Source organism: Legionella nautarum, from assembly GCF_001467895.1.
GTDB lineage: Bacteria > Pseudomonadota > Gammaproteobacteria > Legionellales > Legionellaceae > Tatlockia > Tatlockia nautarum.
This window is the reverse complement of the sequence record NZ_LNYO01000023.1, coordinates 81,424-97,393: the sequence shown is the minus strand read 5'-3', so window position 1 is coordinate 97,393 and position 15,970 is coordinate 81,424. Positions and strand designations below refer to the sequence as shown.

Sequence of the window (15,970 nt, the reverse complement as noted above, 5' to 3'; positions counted from 1 at the left end):
TAGGAGAATAATATGGAAAATAATAAAGAAAGAATTTTGGCGTATAAATTAGCTAAAGAGTTGAGTCCTGAAGATTTAGGCAAAGTAGCTGGTGGATCCGTTGAGGGAACCGTCAAAGTAACTGGCAATTCCTCAAGTCCTGATGGTGGGGTAGATACTAGAGTTGACTGGTAATTTTTAAGAAATAGTTTGAGGTGGCGTTCTATGAAAAGTGGTTCGCTACCTATTATCTAAAGAATGGATGAATTGTATATGAAATTATTAATTCCCACAGAGCCTGATGATTCGCATGCACTTCTTGCAAAAATTGCATTAGAAGATATGGGGCATAAGGTTCGACTTTTATTTACAGCAGATCACCCCACAAAGCAATCTAACTCGATTTATATTAATAATGAATTTTATAAATGGAAAAGTTCTGACAATTATAATGAATATGAAGATAATGAGTATGACGTGGTTTGGTGGCGGCGTGCTAGGAAACCCTATTTACCTGAGGGCTTAACACATCCTGACGATTATAAGTTCACTGTCAGAGAAAATGTATTATTTCATGAGTCATTAACCTCAAATATAGCCCCCAGCGCGTGGTGGATTAATAAGAAAGAAGCCGCTAATCGAGCTAATTTTAAATTGCTACAATTGAGATTGGCGAGCAATTGTGGTTTAAGTATTCCAAAAACCTTGTGTTCAAATGACCCTACTGAAATTAAGTCTTTTCTAAAAAAACACAAAATTGATAAAGTAATCTATAAACCCTTGTGTTCGAATTTTTGGTTTGAAGAAGAAAAAATTAAAATTACCTACACTAACCACGTAAAATCATCTGAGCTTCCAAATAATGATTTACTTCAACTCGTTCCTGGTATATATCAACCTGAAATTAAAAAGAAATATGAATTAAGAGTGACTTGTTTTGGTAATTATTTTGTAACAGCCAAATTAGATTCACAAGCTCAAGACGAAAGTAAATTAGATTGGAGAGCAAAACAAGGGACAGGACTAAATGTAAGCCCATATAAATTACCCTCTGTTATCGAGGATAGATTGCGTAGTTTTATGGATAAATTAGGATTGGTTTTTGGATCATTTGATTTTATTGTCACCCCTGATAATGACTACATATTTCTTGAGGTAAATGAACAAGGACAGTTTTTATGGATTGAAGAGCTTAATCCTGAATTTAAGATGCTAGATATTTTTATTAATTTTATCCTTAATAAATCCAAAAATTACGTATGGAATCAAAACAATTTTATGCATTCTATCGAAAAATATCGGTTGCAGATGCTAAAAAATATCGAGGAAAACATGAGGCGTCATATTTATTTAAACGGCGCAAAACAAGGATAATAGGAGATGCTGTTTTGAAAAAAATTATAATTTTTATTTTTATTTATGCTTTTTCATCTATCATAAATGCAGAAAACATTGTAGATGTTTATGGCGTAAATCCCAATATTTCTGAGTCTGTAATTAAAAATTATGGTTCTCAAGTAGGCGAGATTGAAGCCAAATTTACTAATGAAATAATTAAATTATCTAATGGCAGTAAAGATGAGAAGGCATTGAATTCAATTTTACTTAGAAAAAATGAATTGATAGAAAAAATTAAACAAAAATATTCTTTTTCGTTTGTTGACTTTAATACAGTTTTATATCCCAATGATAAAAATACCTACACAACAATAGAGGTAATCACTCAAAATGATAAGAGTAGACTTCGGTTTGTTCACAAGAAAACTCCCAATACTCTTAACCAAAAGCCTAAGCATGATTTGATTACAAAGATGATTGAATTTCAGCAGATTCAAGGTCAGCTTATGCTAAATAATCAATTCGGAACAAAAGGCATTGAATGCCCTGTTTATCATTGCTTGCCTAATTTTGACCATCCTGAATTAAAAGATTTGTTTAGCTTGTTTAATTCTAGTGTGGTGAAAGAAAAGGAATTGATCCTATCAACTATTAACCATGATTCTGATCCAGAAAGGCGAACGGCAGCAGTATATTTGATGGGATATTTAAATGAGCCTAATGAAATTATTTCATTCTTAACAGACCATATCCTAGATATTGATGAGGGAGTTAGAAATGCGGCAATGAGGGTAATTGGCGAAACGATGCTCAAGGCTAAGATTGCTCAGATTAACGTATTGCCTTATCTAAGCCTTCTAGAGTCGCCTTATGAAACAGATAGAAATAAAGCTTTACTAGTGCTTTGTCAGGCAGTTAGTTCAAAGCAGTCAAGAGAGCTAATAATTCGGCAAGGGAAAAGCAGACTGTTATCTTTATTACGTTTAAAACAACCTAATAATAAGAATGCAGTCTATGAGCTTTTAAAGAAAATTAGTGGCAAAGATTTTAGCTCTGCTAACTATCGGGCTTGGGAACAATGGTTTTCAAAATCGAAAGCTTAAGTAGAGTGGACTCTAGCCCGAATATTTACCTAAAGCTTAATCCTTAGAGTTTTAATAATTATGGAAAATACTCCGCTTTTCCGACAAGAAGTCCTTAAAAATCGTATTCATAGAAGATTGGGAACCGTGAGAATCGTTGTTCCCTTCAATTTTCGCATTGCTGGATACAGTGCCTTAGGAATAGTTTTTGTTTTGCTAATTTTTTTCTATTTTGCTCAAATTTCTGAAAAAATCTTTATAAGAGGCTATCTTGATACCGAGGGTGGAATTATTTCAGTAGAGTCTGAATCGCCAGGCCTAGTTGATAAAGTTGCTGTTGAGGAGGGGAGCTTCGTTCAAAAAGGACAATTGCTATTTGTCATTTCGAATCCGGGCAACGAAAGCTCTACAGGGCAGCAGGATAACTTAAGGGAACGTATCAACAATTTAAAACGTGAATTTCAAATCAAGGACGAGCACCACCATGCATTATTGAATCTATATAGCAAAAACTATATCTCATTATCTAACTTAAAAGATTCAGAGTCGGATTTATTAGAGCTTAAAAATAGATTGAAAGAAGCCGAATATCAATTGATTAAATATAAAGAAAACCAGATCCAGCATATAAGAGCACCAATTGACGGTACGGTTACCAATATATTTTACCGTCGAGGCCAAAGAATACAGTCTTCAAAAACTTTATTGCAGGTCATTCCCCCCGAAGTCAATTTAATTGCTAGATTGTATATTCCTTCGAGAAATGCTGGCTTTCTAAAGCCAGAACAAACAATTTATCTTAAGTATGATGCTTATCCCCCACAGCGTTTTGGTTTCTATAAAGCAGTTATTAAAGAAATAAATCAGACTATTTTAACCGACGATAAAGAGGATAAACCCATACAAGTCGGTGAGCCTTACTATAAGATAAAAGCAGCACTTAAAAAATCCTCTGTTTTGGTCTATGGAAAGAAAGTTAAATTAAATCACGGTATGACTCTTACAGCCATTATTGCTGGCGAAAAAAAGAACATTTGGCAGTGGATACTCGATCCCATTTATAGTTATTATGGAGACCCAATTGTATGACTGCATTTGCTAATATAAAGGTTAGACGAAAAAAACTACCTGTTGTTAGGCAGGAACAGTTTTCTGAATGTGGTCATGCTTGTGTTGCAATGATTAGCAATTATCACGGCCATAAAATTGATTTATTTTCTCTAAGGGCGATAGAACCTACATCAATGAACGGTTCGTCAATGTTAGATTTAGTTCGTCTTCTCGAAAAACTAAATTTCACTACAAGGGCAATCAGAGTCGAGCTTGATGAGTTGCAACATGTCGTTCTGCCTGCAATCTTGCATTGGAACATGAACCATTTTGTTGTATTAAAGTCAGTTCATAAAAAATATGTATTGATTCACGATCCGGCGATGGGTGAGCGAAAAATATTTTTTAAGGAACTTTCAAATTCATTTACTGGAATTGTACTTGAGGTTGAAAAAGGCGAACAATTTTTTGTAATTAAAGCACAAAACAAGCTAGCTTTATTAGACTTATTTAAAAATATTAAGGGATTAAAAAATAGTCTGATTATTTTATTATTTCTATCTCTAGCGATTGAAATTTTTATTTTAATAAATCCTCTATTTATACAATTTGTCATGGATAGTGTTACTAGCTCGAATAATATTAATAATTTATATGTATTGATTCTCGGTTTTTTAATATTAATTATCTGTCATACCCTTATCGAATATATGAGATCTAACTTCGTGGTTTATTTAACAAATCGCTTGGTAGAATATTTTTCTTCAGGTGTCATGCATCATCTGTTGAAAATACCTTATCAATATTTTGTAAGTCACCATAAAGGCGATATTTTATCGAGATTTCATTCGATAAATGAAATTCAAAGCAAAATTACTACTGATTCAATCAATACCTTACTTGATGGGATGGTAATGATACTGGCTTTGATAATCATGTTTATTTACAGTTTCAAGCTAACCTTAGTCGTATTATTTGTTTTGAGTATTTATATGGGAATAAGAATTACGGCTTATCGGCATCATAAACAGCAAACCGAATTATCAATTATTGAGCATGCTCAAGTGAATTCAAAGTTTTTGGAAATTGTTCAAAGTATTATGTCCATTAAACTTTATTCAAAAGAAAATACGATGTTTCAAAGTTGGCAAAATCATTTTATAGCTGCAATGAACGCTGATATTAAAATTTCCAAAGTTAATATTTTATATAACTTAGTTAATATACTGGTTTTTAATATAGAGCATATTGCAGTCATTGCTTTGGGTGCTTTATTAGTTGTCTGGAATCAGTTTTCAGTGGGAATGTTGGTAGCTTTTCTAGCTTATCGTCAGATTTTAGTTAATAAATCCTTATCATTTATTCAAAGAGTTTTTGATTATAAATTGATCTCAGTTCAATTAGATCGAGTTGCGGATATTTTATTACAACCAATGGAAAAGGTGGGCAATAATCACCATATAAATAAGCCTATAAATGGGGATATAAAAGTAAAGAATTTAAGCTTTAGATATGCTCAGAGTCAGAATTGGATACTAAAAGATGTCAATTTCCATATTGAAAAGGGAGAGAAAATTGCCATTACAGGTGCCTCAGGAGTAGGTAAGACTACATTATTGAAAATTATGCTAGGTCTGATATTGCCATCAACAGGGGAAGTTTTTGTTGACGATATTCCATTATTAACGCTGGGACTAAAAAAATATCGAAGTATATGCGCTTGCGTAATGCAAGATGATACATTAATAAGTGGATCAATACTTGATAATCTTAGTTTTATGGATATAAAAATTGATATTGATAGGATTTATGAGGTTGCGAAAATTGCTCAAATTCATGAAGATATTTTAAAAATGCCAATGGGCTATGAAACGTTGATTGGAGATATGGGAAGTTCTCTTTCTGGGGGACAGAAACAAAGAGTTTTACTCGCCAGAGCATTATATAAAGAGCCTAAACTGCTATTTCTTGATGAAGCGACAAGTCATTTAGATGAAGCAACAGAGATTAAAATAAATAATGCATTGAAACAAATAAATATCACTCAAATAGTCATTGCTCATCGGCATGAAACGATAAAAATGGCTGATAGGGTAATCAAGTTAACATAGAATTATTTGAATTAGTTTTGACTTAATCTGACACAACCTATTGAAAAGGTGAGAGTTTCCGGTTTTGATAGAAGTGCGAACTTTTAATCAAACCAAGAGCAAAACTCTCATGATAGATAATAGCGTTAAAATTATTAAACATAAAGTTGGGTTGCTGAACCTGGCAGAAGAATTAGGAAATGTATCAAAAGCATGTAAAGTAATGGGTTTATCCCGTGATACTTTTTATCGCTACAAATCCGCAGTAGAGTCTGGCGGAGCAATTGCGGTGATAAAGGGCAATAATGCTCCAAGAGGCTTGGGCTAACGATTACTCAAGGACAACTGGATGAGTCATCGTTGATAAATCTCACATTACTCGATAAGTTTTCAACTACGAACTCGTTCGCCGCGGGCTTCTAGTGGTGACTGTTCAATAATATTTTCTTTAATCATTTGCTTTTATAGTAACAAAGTGTTATTTTTTTTGCACTACCACATAGTATAAAAAATAATAAATATATCGAAATTTCCAGAATCCAAATCTCTTTTTTACACAATTAGACAAGATTCCTTTCGAGACGCCAATTTAATTGATTCGATTCTCAGCAATGGGCTAAAAGGCGAATTGGTTGCAAAAGAAATCCATGATTTGGGTTTTAAAATGTCTACTTAACTACAGGAATCAATAAAAATGAATTCCTATCAATGTATTGGATTAAAGGTATTTTAGATTAAATCCCACTGTGGGAATGACTTAAGTTAGGGGAATAAGGAGATAATCATGAAAACAAATAAAGAAATAGTCTGCATTGCACATCTTGAAGCAAAAGAGGGTAAAAAGGAGATGTTATTGCAAATCTTGCAAGGACTTATAAAACCTTCAAGAAATGAACCAGGCTGCCTTAGTTATCATCTACATGCTAGTCCTGAAAATCCCAATATGTTTACCTTTATTGATAAATTTAAGAACCAAGAAGCGTTTGATTATCACTGCGAGACCCATCACGTTAAGGAAGCATTCGATAATCTTATTCCACCACTTGTTGAATCCATGACAATCACTTTACATCAAGAAATTGCTTTTGCCGAATAAGCTCGACTCCTTAAGTGATTCCTATGAAAAAATTAATCAAGCTTTTTGGCTTATTGTGGTTGACAACAAGCTTTACTAATTCTTTGGCCGCTGAAAAATCCACTGTCAACATATTATCCTGGTTTGGTTATTTACGCTCACCCGAAATTTCTAAGCTGATTGAGAAAGAGTGCCATGCTACCCTCTCTGTGGATGAATATTATTCTAATGATGAATTTTTAAGACGTTGGAAAGCCCAAAAAGATGATTACGATCTCCTTGTTTTTGCTAACCTTCTTTATAAAGGAATCAAAGATAATATTACACTACCCGAAGTCGATTTATCCTTTATCAGCCAAGACTATAATTCCGTGATTAGGCAACATTATGTTGATGGCAATTATCCTAAAAATGTTGTTTTCTTTTCCCATTCTTTAATGGGATTTTTATGGAACCCTGCTGTAGTCAAATTATCTGAACAAGATGACATGTTCACTGTATTCCATAAAGCAGGAGCTAACCGTGTCATTTTAATTGATGACCCAGTTGAAGTTAGAAATATGATTGGGCTTGCTAATAACCACAATCAGCCTCAGCTAAATCTAAAAAATTTGCAAAAGCTGGTGCAATCTTCAAAAGTCACTTTGACCAATGATTATAATAAAATTTACGAAAGCTCAGATTTTGCATTTTCCTATATATGGTCAGGCGAAGCAGTTATTGACACACAAAAGGCAAGGAAGCCCTATGAGTTTCTAATGCCCCCTAAAACCTCTTTTATTTGCACGGATTTACTTGCGCAAGTTAAAAATAGGCCACACACAGCCTGTGTGGCAAGAGTATTGGCCAGTAAGAAGGCTATGGAAATCCTGCAAAATGTTAACTATTATTTTTCACCCTATGGGAATGCAAGTGAGGTCAACAATCCTTTGTTTAAAGACATTTATCAAAGAACCTTTAATGAGCTTCCTAAATACAGCTGGCTCCCTCCAGTATCTCTTAAGGAATTTAAGCAGCTTGAGCAAGATTGGAAAACATTAAAACTTGAAATTGCAACCACTAGATGAATATTGATAATTTAAATAAATTGCGGATCTCGCTTAGTCGCTCAATGATGGTCTCGTTTCTAGTGATTGTCTTTTTCTCCACAATGATTTTTTACCTTCTTAACCAGAACTACGAAAAAAATCTCAGAAGATGGGAGAAACAACAGATTGAAAATGCCATTGCCCTTTTTCAGTCTAACCTCTCTGAAAAGCTAAGTATCCTTGCAAATTCAACCATTTTTGTGGATTTCTTGCGCTCAGGAAAAACAACAAGGCAGTCATTATTACCTGATTTACGCTATGAATTTCATAATGTTAATTTATCAAATATTGCGGGTATGATTCTAAAAAATCAATCCAATCAAGTATTATTTCAAGAAGGTAAAAAAACATCCAATCACGTCGATTTATCTCTTTGTTATCTTAATCGAAGCCTCGATAACATGGGGGAATGTAATTATAATTGGATTCTGTATTTTTACAAAAAAACGATTATTGAAGGGTTACAAGAAATTAATTCCACCATTCAATTTTGCTCTTCATGCAACCCCACAAATTTCTTGAAAAATAAAAAATTTGGTTCCTTTATTCTTGAAAAATCTATCCCTTTAAATCTCGCTATCCAGGCAAAGAAAGATAGGGTAAATTTAACTTATATCTATAGCCTCCTAATATTGTTTTACCTCGTTTCCATAACAATATGGAATCGTTACCGAGTGAAGCAAATCGTCAATGAATATATTGCTGACCCAATTGAGAACATTACTGCACAATTAGCTTCCAACAAGAGGCTAAATTTATCGCAAAATTATATTCAAGAAATACAATACCTAATTGACCGCCTTCACTTTTGGCAAATCCAAGTAAAGAAAACGGAAGATCAAAAACATGAAGCGGCTATTGGTCGATTAGCAACGCAAGTAGCACATGATATTCGCTCTCCATTAACAGCGTTGGATGTGGCAATAAAGCACATTGGTAATTTAGAAGAAAGAGAACGATTATTAATTCGTAATGCTGTATTAAGAATTAATGATATTGCTAATAATCTACTCTCGCAGTATAAACAAAAAAACTTAATACCCGAGCCTTCATCCTCCCTCAAACCTGAATTGATTGCCGATATCCTTTTAAAAGTTATTTCCGAAAAACGGATTCAACAAGAAAATTTAGCCATTGAATATTTAGTATCCATTGAGGACAAGACTTATGGACTTTTTACATCTGTTAATCTGTCTGAGCTTTATCGTGCCCTATCCAATTTATTACAAAATGCTATTGAAGCCATACCTAATAAAGGTCAAATTAGCTTGTCCCTTCAGCAGGTCAGCGATGCACTTCGCATTACTATTGAGGATACAGGCTGCGGGATCTCTAAAGCCATCTTGCCTAAAATTTTAAATGAGCAAGTTAGTGTCGGCAAACAAGGATCGGGCTTAGGTTTGGTACGTGCAAAAAACACAATCGAAATTTCAGGCGGCAAATTTACTATCGATTCGGAAGTCAATATTGGAACTAAAGTGACCATCATTCTACCTATTGTAGAATCTCCAGCTTGGTTTACTCCCAAATTGAAAATCAAACCCAAGTCTATAATAGTTGTCGTTGACGATGATGGATCAATCCATGAAGTTTGGAAGGCTCGATTTAGCCACCTAAAGATATCTTTAATTAAGTTTCAAAACCTAAATGATTTCATTACGTGGCAACAAAATAATGATAACTCTCGGGTAATCTATCTGATTGATTACGAGTTTTTGCAAACACAAGAAAATGGCTTATCGGTTATTAAAAATTTAAAGATCGGCCATAGATCTTATTTGGTGACCAGTCATTATGAGAATCACTTCATTCAAGAACAATGTCTTAACCTTCGTACTAGTATCATTCCTAAACCGTTCGCTTCTTATATACCCATTGAGCTTATTGATCTTCAAGAATTTAACAATAATATTGTTAAATTAATTTGAATTACGACATTAATACTAAAAAAGTGGCAGCGGAGGCTAGGGATCGCGCAAAACTGATATCTGGGCCTATTTTTCTTCTATCCTTGATATGGTGTATGACATTTTATAACACTGATAGAAAAACTCTTTTCCCAAATAAAGCGATTTATCTTTTCTTATATACTTATCGCTGGGTTATTGCAATTCAATTCACCGCGATGGCACTGATACCATTCCTAGCAATCAAAATATTAGATATAAATCAAATTACACAAACAGGAGCACAAATAAATCAGGTTCCTTTTTGGGTAATGATAAAAGAAATGGCGTGTTTAGTGGTTATGCTTGTGCTTTTCTTATTTAATTTTTTATATCAAGCAAAAAAATTATTAGATTCAACTCAAGCAGTCTCGAGAAAAATAACTCAAAAATTTGCTTTCACAGCAATTATTCCTATTATGCTAGGATTTACCACTTTGGCGTTTTTTCATAATCTGATGGAAACAGATGGTAGCTTTAATGATGATACATTTATATATAATCAATGTATTTGAGAACAACCTCGCGGGATAAGGTCAAAACAGACAAACGTGATGCGGAGAAGCTATCGGAACAATTATCCGACGAACGTTTGGAAAGTAAAACGGTAACGATCTGTATCCAAAAATACAAATCATTTTTTGATCATATTCACTCTTTAGATTTATCATAGACCAGAGTATCATTGCGAGAATTTTCATTGAATTTAGGAAAAAGACCTTGTATCAATTAATTCCTGCAGAAGAAAGTCATCTCGACCAAATAGTACCTCTCTTGGCAAGCACAGGATATTGGGAAGCGGGGCTACGGCGCAATCAACTTAACTTGCCTACACATCAATTTATTCGTGAATATGTCGCAAAACCAAACCTAGCTTTTACGACAATTGTTGTACGAAAAGGTGATGAAAAAACAGTATTAGGTTTATTAACTTGTGGTACAAAACAAGAGTTAGATTCATGTGCTGTTGATTATGGCGATCACATCCCCATGGAAATTAAGCAATTATTCAAAAACTTGTTTACCTTTGAGATTGCAAATAGTTATCACATTGCCTTTTTAGCCTTAAACAAAACATCTCGTGGACAAGGTCTTGGTGTTGAACTTATGTATTTCGCTGAGAAAAAATGGAAAGAATCGCAGCTTGAGACTCTATCTTTGTATACCTTCAGCTGTCAAACCGATGCAATAAAACTATACCTTAAAACAGGCATGATGATTACAGATGTTTTTAACGTTGATGACAAAGTTCCCTGCCCTTGTGTCTTATATTTTGAAAAAAATACCCGCACAGCAGCTATGCAAAATTATTTTGAAACTTCTGTTTATCAAAATCTTGCTTTATAAAAGCATGATAAAAAAAATATCATACTCAAATGTTTTTATCGCCTTGAGTTTACTTTTATGGATAACTCTTTTCGCTCTTCAATTTATTAAATTTCAAGAAGCAAATAAAATTAGTGACTTTGCAGCCACAATTGAATTTATAATTCATTTGCTTCTGCTATTTTTTATAGCAGTAATTTACAGAAAAACCGCTTCAATTAATAAGCCGATATTATTTTGGCTCTATATAGGTGTTGTCGGCCTTTTTTTAAATGATGCCATTTTTTATCATGTTGTTTATTTTGCAGATAATTATATTGCCCGACTTTCATTCTCAAATTTCTTGATGGACATGTTTGTATTTTTTATTTGGGCAATAGCAATTATTGTTTTCTTCTATAAAATTTTGAGAATTACATTTCAGTTAAGAGATTTTTGTAAAATTCTACCTATTTTTATAATCTTAAATGCCACTGTAATTTTTCTATGCTTTTCCTCCATTCCTTATGCAATTCAAATCATTTCATGGCAAAATATCTTGCAGTTAATCGGATACATTACAGAAACCGTCATTTTTGACCTAGCACTCCTTTGTTTAATTTACTCAAAAAATAAAGGATTAGCCTGGATAGCAATCGGTTTTTCTATTTTAATATCAGGTGATTTTTTACTTACTTATACTCATTTAACACAGACAGACAATACGCTAGGAATGCATGGTGAATTATTTTGGTTCTTAGGCTTGTTATTTATTTTATTTGGCATTTATGATATTAAAAACAACTCGGAATATAAAGTAACAAATTGGCTTAGAGGGGCGCACTCAATTAAACATATTTTTGCATTCTGGACATTCCGAGTATCTTTGTTAGGCATATTACCAGCATTTATTCTAGCTTATTGTTTCCTTCCAATTCATAAAGAAGTTTTTTTACTTTTACCCTCAGTTTTAATCATCTACTCGATCATACTTGTGATTCTATCACTTTTTATGGGTTGGCATTTCGAAACTCCGTTTAAGCAACTCGAAAGCAATATTGATGCGTTGATATTGAAAAAGGATAAAGCCCAGGTCAATGAACAATTTTCGATTGAAGAGTTTATATTTTTGCAAAAATTTCTTGATCAGGCAGTATTAACACTAGAAGAAAAAGAGCGCGCAAAACAAGCCCTCATCGATACAGCAGCACAAGTTGCACATGACATGCGATCACCATTATCAGTATTAAACATAGTGATAAAAAGAAGTAATGAAGGTATACTTACAGAGCAAGAACGACTTATGATTCGTAGTGCCCATATGCAGATCCATAATATCGCTAATGACTTAGTCGCTAAGTACAAAGGTCAACCTAGTGGACAAAACAGTCTAGTCTTAGCCTATATCATCCTCAAGGATATTATTTCAGAGAAAGAAGTCGAGTATCATGACTTAGGTTTTCAGTTTGACTTGATGATAGATACGCCAAATTCGGTCTTCCTTTTAACTAAAGGTGATTATACAGAGATGCGGCGTATGCTTTCTAATCTTATCAATAATTCAGTTAATGCAATGCCGATAGGCGGCAGAATATATCTGCATTATGCGCAAAAAGAAAAAGAGTTAGAAATTACTCTTATCGACCAAGGCTGTGGATTACCTGCAGAACGCATTGACCAACTTCTTTCTGATGAAGCCGACAAAGCCGGAATAGGACTTGGTTTAAAACATAGCAAGGATTATCTCAGGCAACATAAAGGCACAATACACATGACGTCCATTGAAGGAAAAGGTACTACAGTCAAGTTGACTTTCCCCCTTTATCACAAGCCCGACTGGCTCGCAAACCATTTCCTTCTCGATATCACAAAACCACTCTTCATTATTGATGACGATGATAATGTGCATTCACTATGGACGAAAAAACTAGCCTCTTTAACTAACCTTATCCGTCGTGATTTCTACACCATCGATTCTGCTAGGGTTGCTCTAGAAAAAGAAGTCCCTGGACTTATTTTCTGTGATTACGAATTTCACGGACAAAGCAATAATGGATTAGATTTTTTTAAGAGTATTCAATCTATCTCTTGCCCAAAATACTTAGTTACTGGACATATAGATAAGCAAGAAATTTTAGAACGTTCGGAACATTTAGGCGTTCAAATCATTCCTAAATTGTTACTATCTTACGTTTCTATCGAGGTAAAGCAAAAATCCTGCGAGGACTATGCCAAACAAAGCATTCAGGAACAATTTATTCATTTAGACGTTGGAATTATTCCCCCCCAATTTGTGTCAAATATTCATATTGATAATGAACAGCAAGTTGATCTCCTTCTTATCGATGATAACCAATTATTAACAGATGCTTGGATTTTGCATGGAGAAATGGTAGGAAAGCAGGTTAAAACCTTTAATAACATTTCCAGCTTACAGTCTGTGATAATGAACTATAAAAAAAGCATACCTATCTATATTGATTCAGATTTAAACGGCGAAATTTCTGGCCAAGAACTAGCAAAACAATTATTTGAGCAAGGATTTACTAATCTTTATTTATCTACAGGTTACTCTTCAGATTGTTTCGAACCAATGCCTTGGATAAAAGGCATATTCGGGAAGGAACCCCCTTTTTAAATTTTATTAAAGCAGATAGAAAAGTCATTGAGCATAATATATCGTTAGCGTAAAAGAACCGCTATATCAACCAGATGACAGCAAAATTAATTTATCTTTCCAAAAAAGTTCCCTTACGTGATACACATGGCTAATTTCCTCTCTTGAAAGTGGAGCAAATCTTAAAAAACTTGGGTAGCAAATCAGTCCTTATTGAGTTCTTGCAAGATTTAATCGATGTTAGCATTCCTCAAGATTTCCCAAGAATAAAAAAAACCTTTGCAACCAAAAACTATGAGCTAGTTGAAAAGTTAGCTCATAAAATAAAAGGCGGTGCTGTTTCTGTCATTGATGAAACAGTAGACTATGTTGACAATTGGCTTAAATCAACTAATTAATAATAAAATCTGACGTCATCAAACTGGTCACTTTAATATTCTAATGAGAGGACATTGGATACGCCAAAAATGATGCATTAATTGAGTATATTGCTATAATAGCTTTTAGGAATTTCACGATGAATATAGATATCATAGATAAAAACAATTGCCTGAATAATAAGTTCGAAGCTGAATTAATTGAACTCATACATTTTATTAGAACTCCTCTTGCATCAATAAAACTTGGGAGTGGTATTCTAAAAGAGTTTTTTCCAATTTTCGCAAGAGCATATCAAAGCTCAAACCATCAAGATCTTACGATCAGCAATGACAAGATGGATAAGTTATATTCTATCTTAGATAATATTTTGGTCGAAGCCAACCGCATTAGTGATTACATCACTAAATTGACCCTGTAAATTGCAACGCCGCTGAGTAAAAAGGAAGCATAATGGAGAAAGATGTAAAAGATTTTAAAGGTTTTTATTTCAAGTCCAAAATAATTTTAGTCGATGATAATGAGTCATTTTTAGACAATCTTAGTTTTAAATTATCAAACAGTTATACAGTTGAAACCTTCAGCGATCCAGAAAAAGCAAAAGAAGCTATTATTTCTAGTTACGAAAATGATATTACTTCGGTAACACAAAACTTCTTAACTGAAATAGAAAACGAAGATGAAGAAGCGCATTATTCTGTCGATTTCTCCAAAATTATTAGTCTCTCTGAGAATGAAAATAAAAAGGAGACGGTTAGTGTTGTTATCGTAGATTATTCTATGCCTCTCATAAATGGGATTGAATTTTGCAAAAAAATAGCTCACCTCCCGATTCTCAAAATAATACTAACTGGTTACGCTGATTTCAAAGTCGCAGTTGATGCTTTTAATGAAGGAATAATCGATAGATTCCTTGTAAAAGACTCACCATTAATGCTTGAAGAAACTATTAAGGAAATTAACGCAATGCAAGAGCTTTTCTTTGAAAAGCTGTCTTATCCTCTGTTGCCCCATTTTTCAGTAAAAAGAGAAACACTCCTGACATCAAAAGAATATATAGGACACTTTAATGAAATAATACATAACATTAATGCTTGTGAATTTTATCTGTTCAATCCTTTAGGTTCTTACCTCTTGCTTGATGAAAAAGGTTCAAAATTTTATTTCATTGTTTTATTGGATAAGCAATTGGATGAGTATATTGATCTTGCAAAAGATATGAATGCCGATCCTGAATTAATTAAGAGAATGATCGTAAGAACACATGCACCTATTTTCATTGAGGAAAATGATTATAAGTTGCCTGTTTCAGATTGGAATTGCTTATTACAGCCACTCCAAAAAGCAAATGGCTATTACTACTGTGTTTTATCAGGAGAATTAAGAAACACCACAAAATTAGCTAACGTTATTTAAGTAAAATAATAATTTTTAGGTGAGCATTTAATTATCTCCCTCAAAAAGATTAGTGGGTAAGAGTCGCTAGATCATGAAGAGCCTGGGTAGTGTCCACTAAACTGTGTCATCGCTAAAAAAACGATATACTTTGGAACTTTTTTAGAGATGACAATGAATAATAAAAAAACAGATTTAAATAGTTTTGACTTCAATGAATTCCGTGAATCAGCGATTACCCAGATTAAAAGTGGCCAACCACTGACCGGCAAAAGATTATGTCCTAACCTTACATTTTTAGTTGGAAGTTTACCAGTATTTCTTACCACTACAGCATGAGTATGAACATTCATTGAAGAAATATGACCTGCAATAAAGTTAATATCTCCATATATTGCAGGCGAGGCTTCACCTAGCAAAGTTAATTGTTCTGTAATTTGTAATTCATCATTTGTAATTACCTTCAGTGTTGATCCCATAAATCCAAATGTTACTGTTTACACGAATAATCAGAGGAATCTAATTTTTAAAATTGGCATCTAGAAATTCTTTAGCGGGTAACTCGTTCATTTGTAATAAATTGAGCGCATATCCTTTATCAAGTGGTATTGGCTCTACCCCAAATAA

Annotated in this window: 15 protein-coding genes and 1 pseudogene; 15 read left to right on the top strand and 1 reads right to left on the bottom strand. The window is 33.5% G+C overall.

The window, feature by feature from the left end; genetic code table 11:
* Positions 1 to 12: 12 nt before the first annotated feature.
* From Lnau_RS16435 to Lnau_RS11630, 15 genes and pseudogenes are all read left to right on the top strand, one after another.
* On the top strand, positions 13 to 174 hold the full coding sequence (locus Lnau_RS16435) for a hypothetical protein (RefSeq protein ID WP_157070657.1): 162 nt from the start codon (positions 13 to 15) through the stop codon (positions 172 to 174).
* 78 nt (positions 175 to 252) lie between these two features.
* Positions 253 to 1,353, top strand: a complete 1,101-nt coding sequence (locus Lnau_RS11695) for an MvdC/MvdD family ATP grasp protein (protein ID WP_058505333.1) — start codon at positions 253 to 255, stop codon at positions 1,351 to 1,353.
* Positions 1,239 to 2,420 (top strand): HEAT repeat domain-containing protein, encoded by a 1,182-nt coding sequence (locus tag Lnau_RS11690; RefSeq protein WP_162263198.1) that lies wholly within the window; start codon positions 1,239 to 1,241, stop codon positions 2,418 to 2,420. Before Lnau_RS11695 ends, Lnau_RS11690 begins: the two co-directional genes overlap by 115 nt.
* A 60-nt stretch (positions 2,421 to 2,480) precedes the next feature.
* On the top strand, positions 2,481 to 3,488 hold the full coding sequence (locus Lnau_RS11685) for an HlyD family secretion protein (protein WP_058505331.1): 1,008 nt from the start codon (positions 2,481 to 2,483) through the stop codon (positions 3,486 to 3,488).
* Positions 3,485 to 5,560, top strand: a complete 2,076-nt coding sequence (locus Lnau_RS11680; RefSeq protein ID WP_058505330.1) for a peptidase domain-containing ABC transporter — start codon at positions 3,485 to 3,487, stop codon at positions 5,558 to 5,560. Before Lnau_RS11685 ends, Lnau_RS11680 begins: the two co-directional genes overlap by 4 nt.
* Before the next feature lie 109 nt (positions 5,561 to 5,669).
* Positions 5,670 to 5,852 (top strand): annotated as a pseudogene (locus tag Lnau_RS11675) (helix-turn-helix domain-containing protein); the annotation flags it as partial.
* Between the two features lie 471 nt (positions 5,853 to 6,323).
* Positions 6,324 to 6,635, top strand: coding sequence for a putative quinol monooxygenase (locus tag Lnau_RS11670; RefSeq protein ID WP_058505328.1), 312 nt, complete (start codon positions 6,324 to 6,326; stop codon positions 6,633 to 6,635).
* Between the two features lie 23 nt (positions 6,636 to 6,658).
* A complete protein-coding gene (locus Lnau_RS11665) occupies positions 6,659 to 7,681 on the top strand; it encodes an ABC transporter substrate-binding protein (RefSeq protein WP_058505327.1) in 1,023 nt (340 codons plus the stop codon).
* Positions 7,678 to 9,630 carry a sensor histidine kinase gene (locus tag Lnau_RS11660; RefSeq protein WP_058505326.1) on the top strand — a complete coding sequence of 651 codons (1,953 nt, stop codon included), beginning with the start codon at positions 7,678 to 7,680 and terminating at the stop codon, positions 9,628 to 9,630. The genes Lnau_RS11665 and Lnau_RS11660 overlap by 4 nt, the downstream gene beginning before the upstream one ends.
* Positions 9,631 to 9,725: 95 nt before the next feature.
* Positions 9,726 to 10,163, top strand: a complete 438-nt coding sequence (locus tag Lnau_RS11655) for a hypothetical protein (protein ID WP_058505325.1) — start codon at positions 9,726 to 9,728, stop codon at positions 10,161 to 10,163.
* A gap of 205 nt (positions 10,164 to 10,368) precedes the next feature.
* On the top strand, positions 10,369 to 10,995 hold the full coding sequence (locus Lnau_RS16680; RefSeq protein ID WP_058505324.1) for a GNAT family N-acetyltransferase: 627 nt from the start codon (positions 10,369 to 10,371) through the stop codon (positions 10,993 to 10,995).
* A gap of 4 nt (positions 10,996 to 10,999) precedes the next feature.
* On the top strand, positions 11,000 to 13,591 hold the full coding sequence (locus tag Lnau_RS11645; protein ID WP_193786814.1) for a hybrid sensor histidine kinase/response regulator: 2,592 nt from the start codon (positions 11,000 to 11,002) through the stop codon (positions 13,589 to 13,591).
* Between the two features lie 143 nt (positions 13,592 to 13,734).
* Positions 13,735 to 13,968, top strand: coding sequence for a hypothetical protein (locus Lnau_RS11640; protein WP_133134878.1), 234 nt, complete (start codon positions 13,735 to 13,737; stop codon positions 13,966 to 13,968).
* A 119-nt stretch (positions 13,969 to 14,087) separates the two neighbouring features.
* On the top strand, positions 14,088 to 14,369 hold the full coding sequence (locus tag Lnau_RS11635) for a hypothetical protein (RefSeq protein ID WP_058505321.1): 282 nt from the start codon (positions 14,088 to 14,090) through the stop codon (positions 14,367 to 14,369).
* 32 nt (positions 14,370 to 14,401) lie between these two features.
* Positions 14,402 to 15,364 (top strand): response regulator, encoded by a 963-nt coding sequence (locus Lnau_RS11630; protein WP_058505320.1) that lies wholly within the window; start codon positions 14,402 to 14,404, stop codon positions 15,362 to 15,364.
* 71 nt (positions 15,365 to 15,435) lie between these two features.
* Here the strand turns inward: Lnau_RS11630 and Lnau_RS11625 are convergent, their stop codons facing one another.
* Positions 15,436 to 15,822: a hypothetical protein gene (locus Lnau_RS11625; RefSeq protein WP_058505319.1), complete on the bottom strand. Its 387-nt coding sequence runs from the start codon at positions 15,820 to 15,822 to the stop codon at positions 15,436 to 15,438.
* Between the last annotated feature and the right edge of the window lie 148 nt (positions 15,823 to 15,970).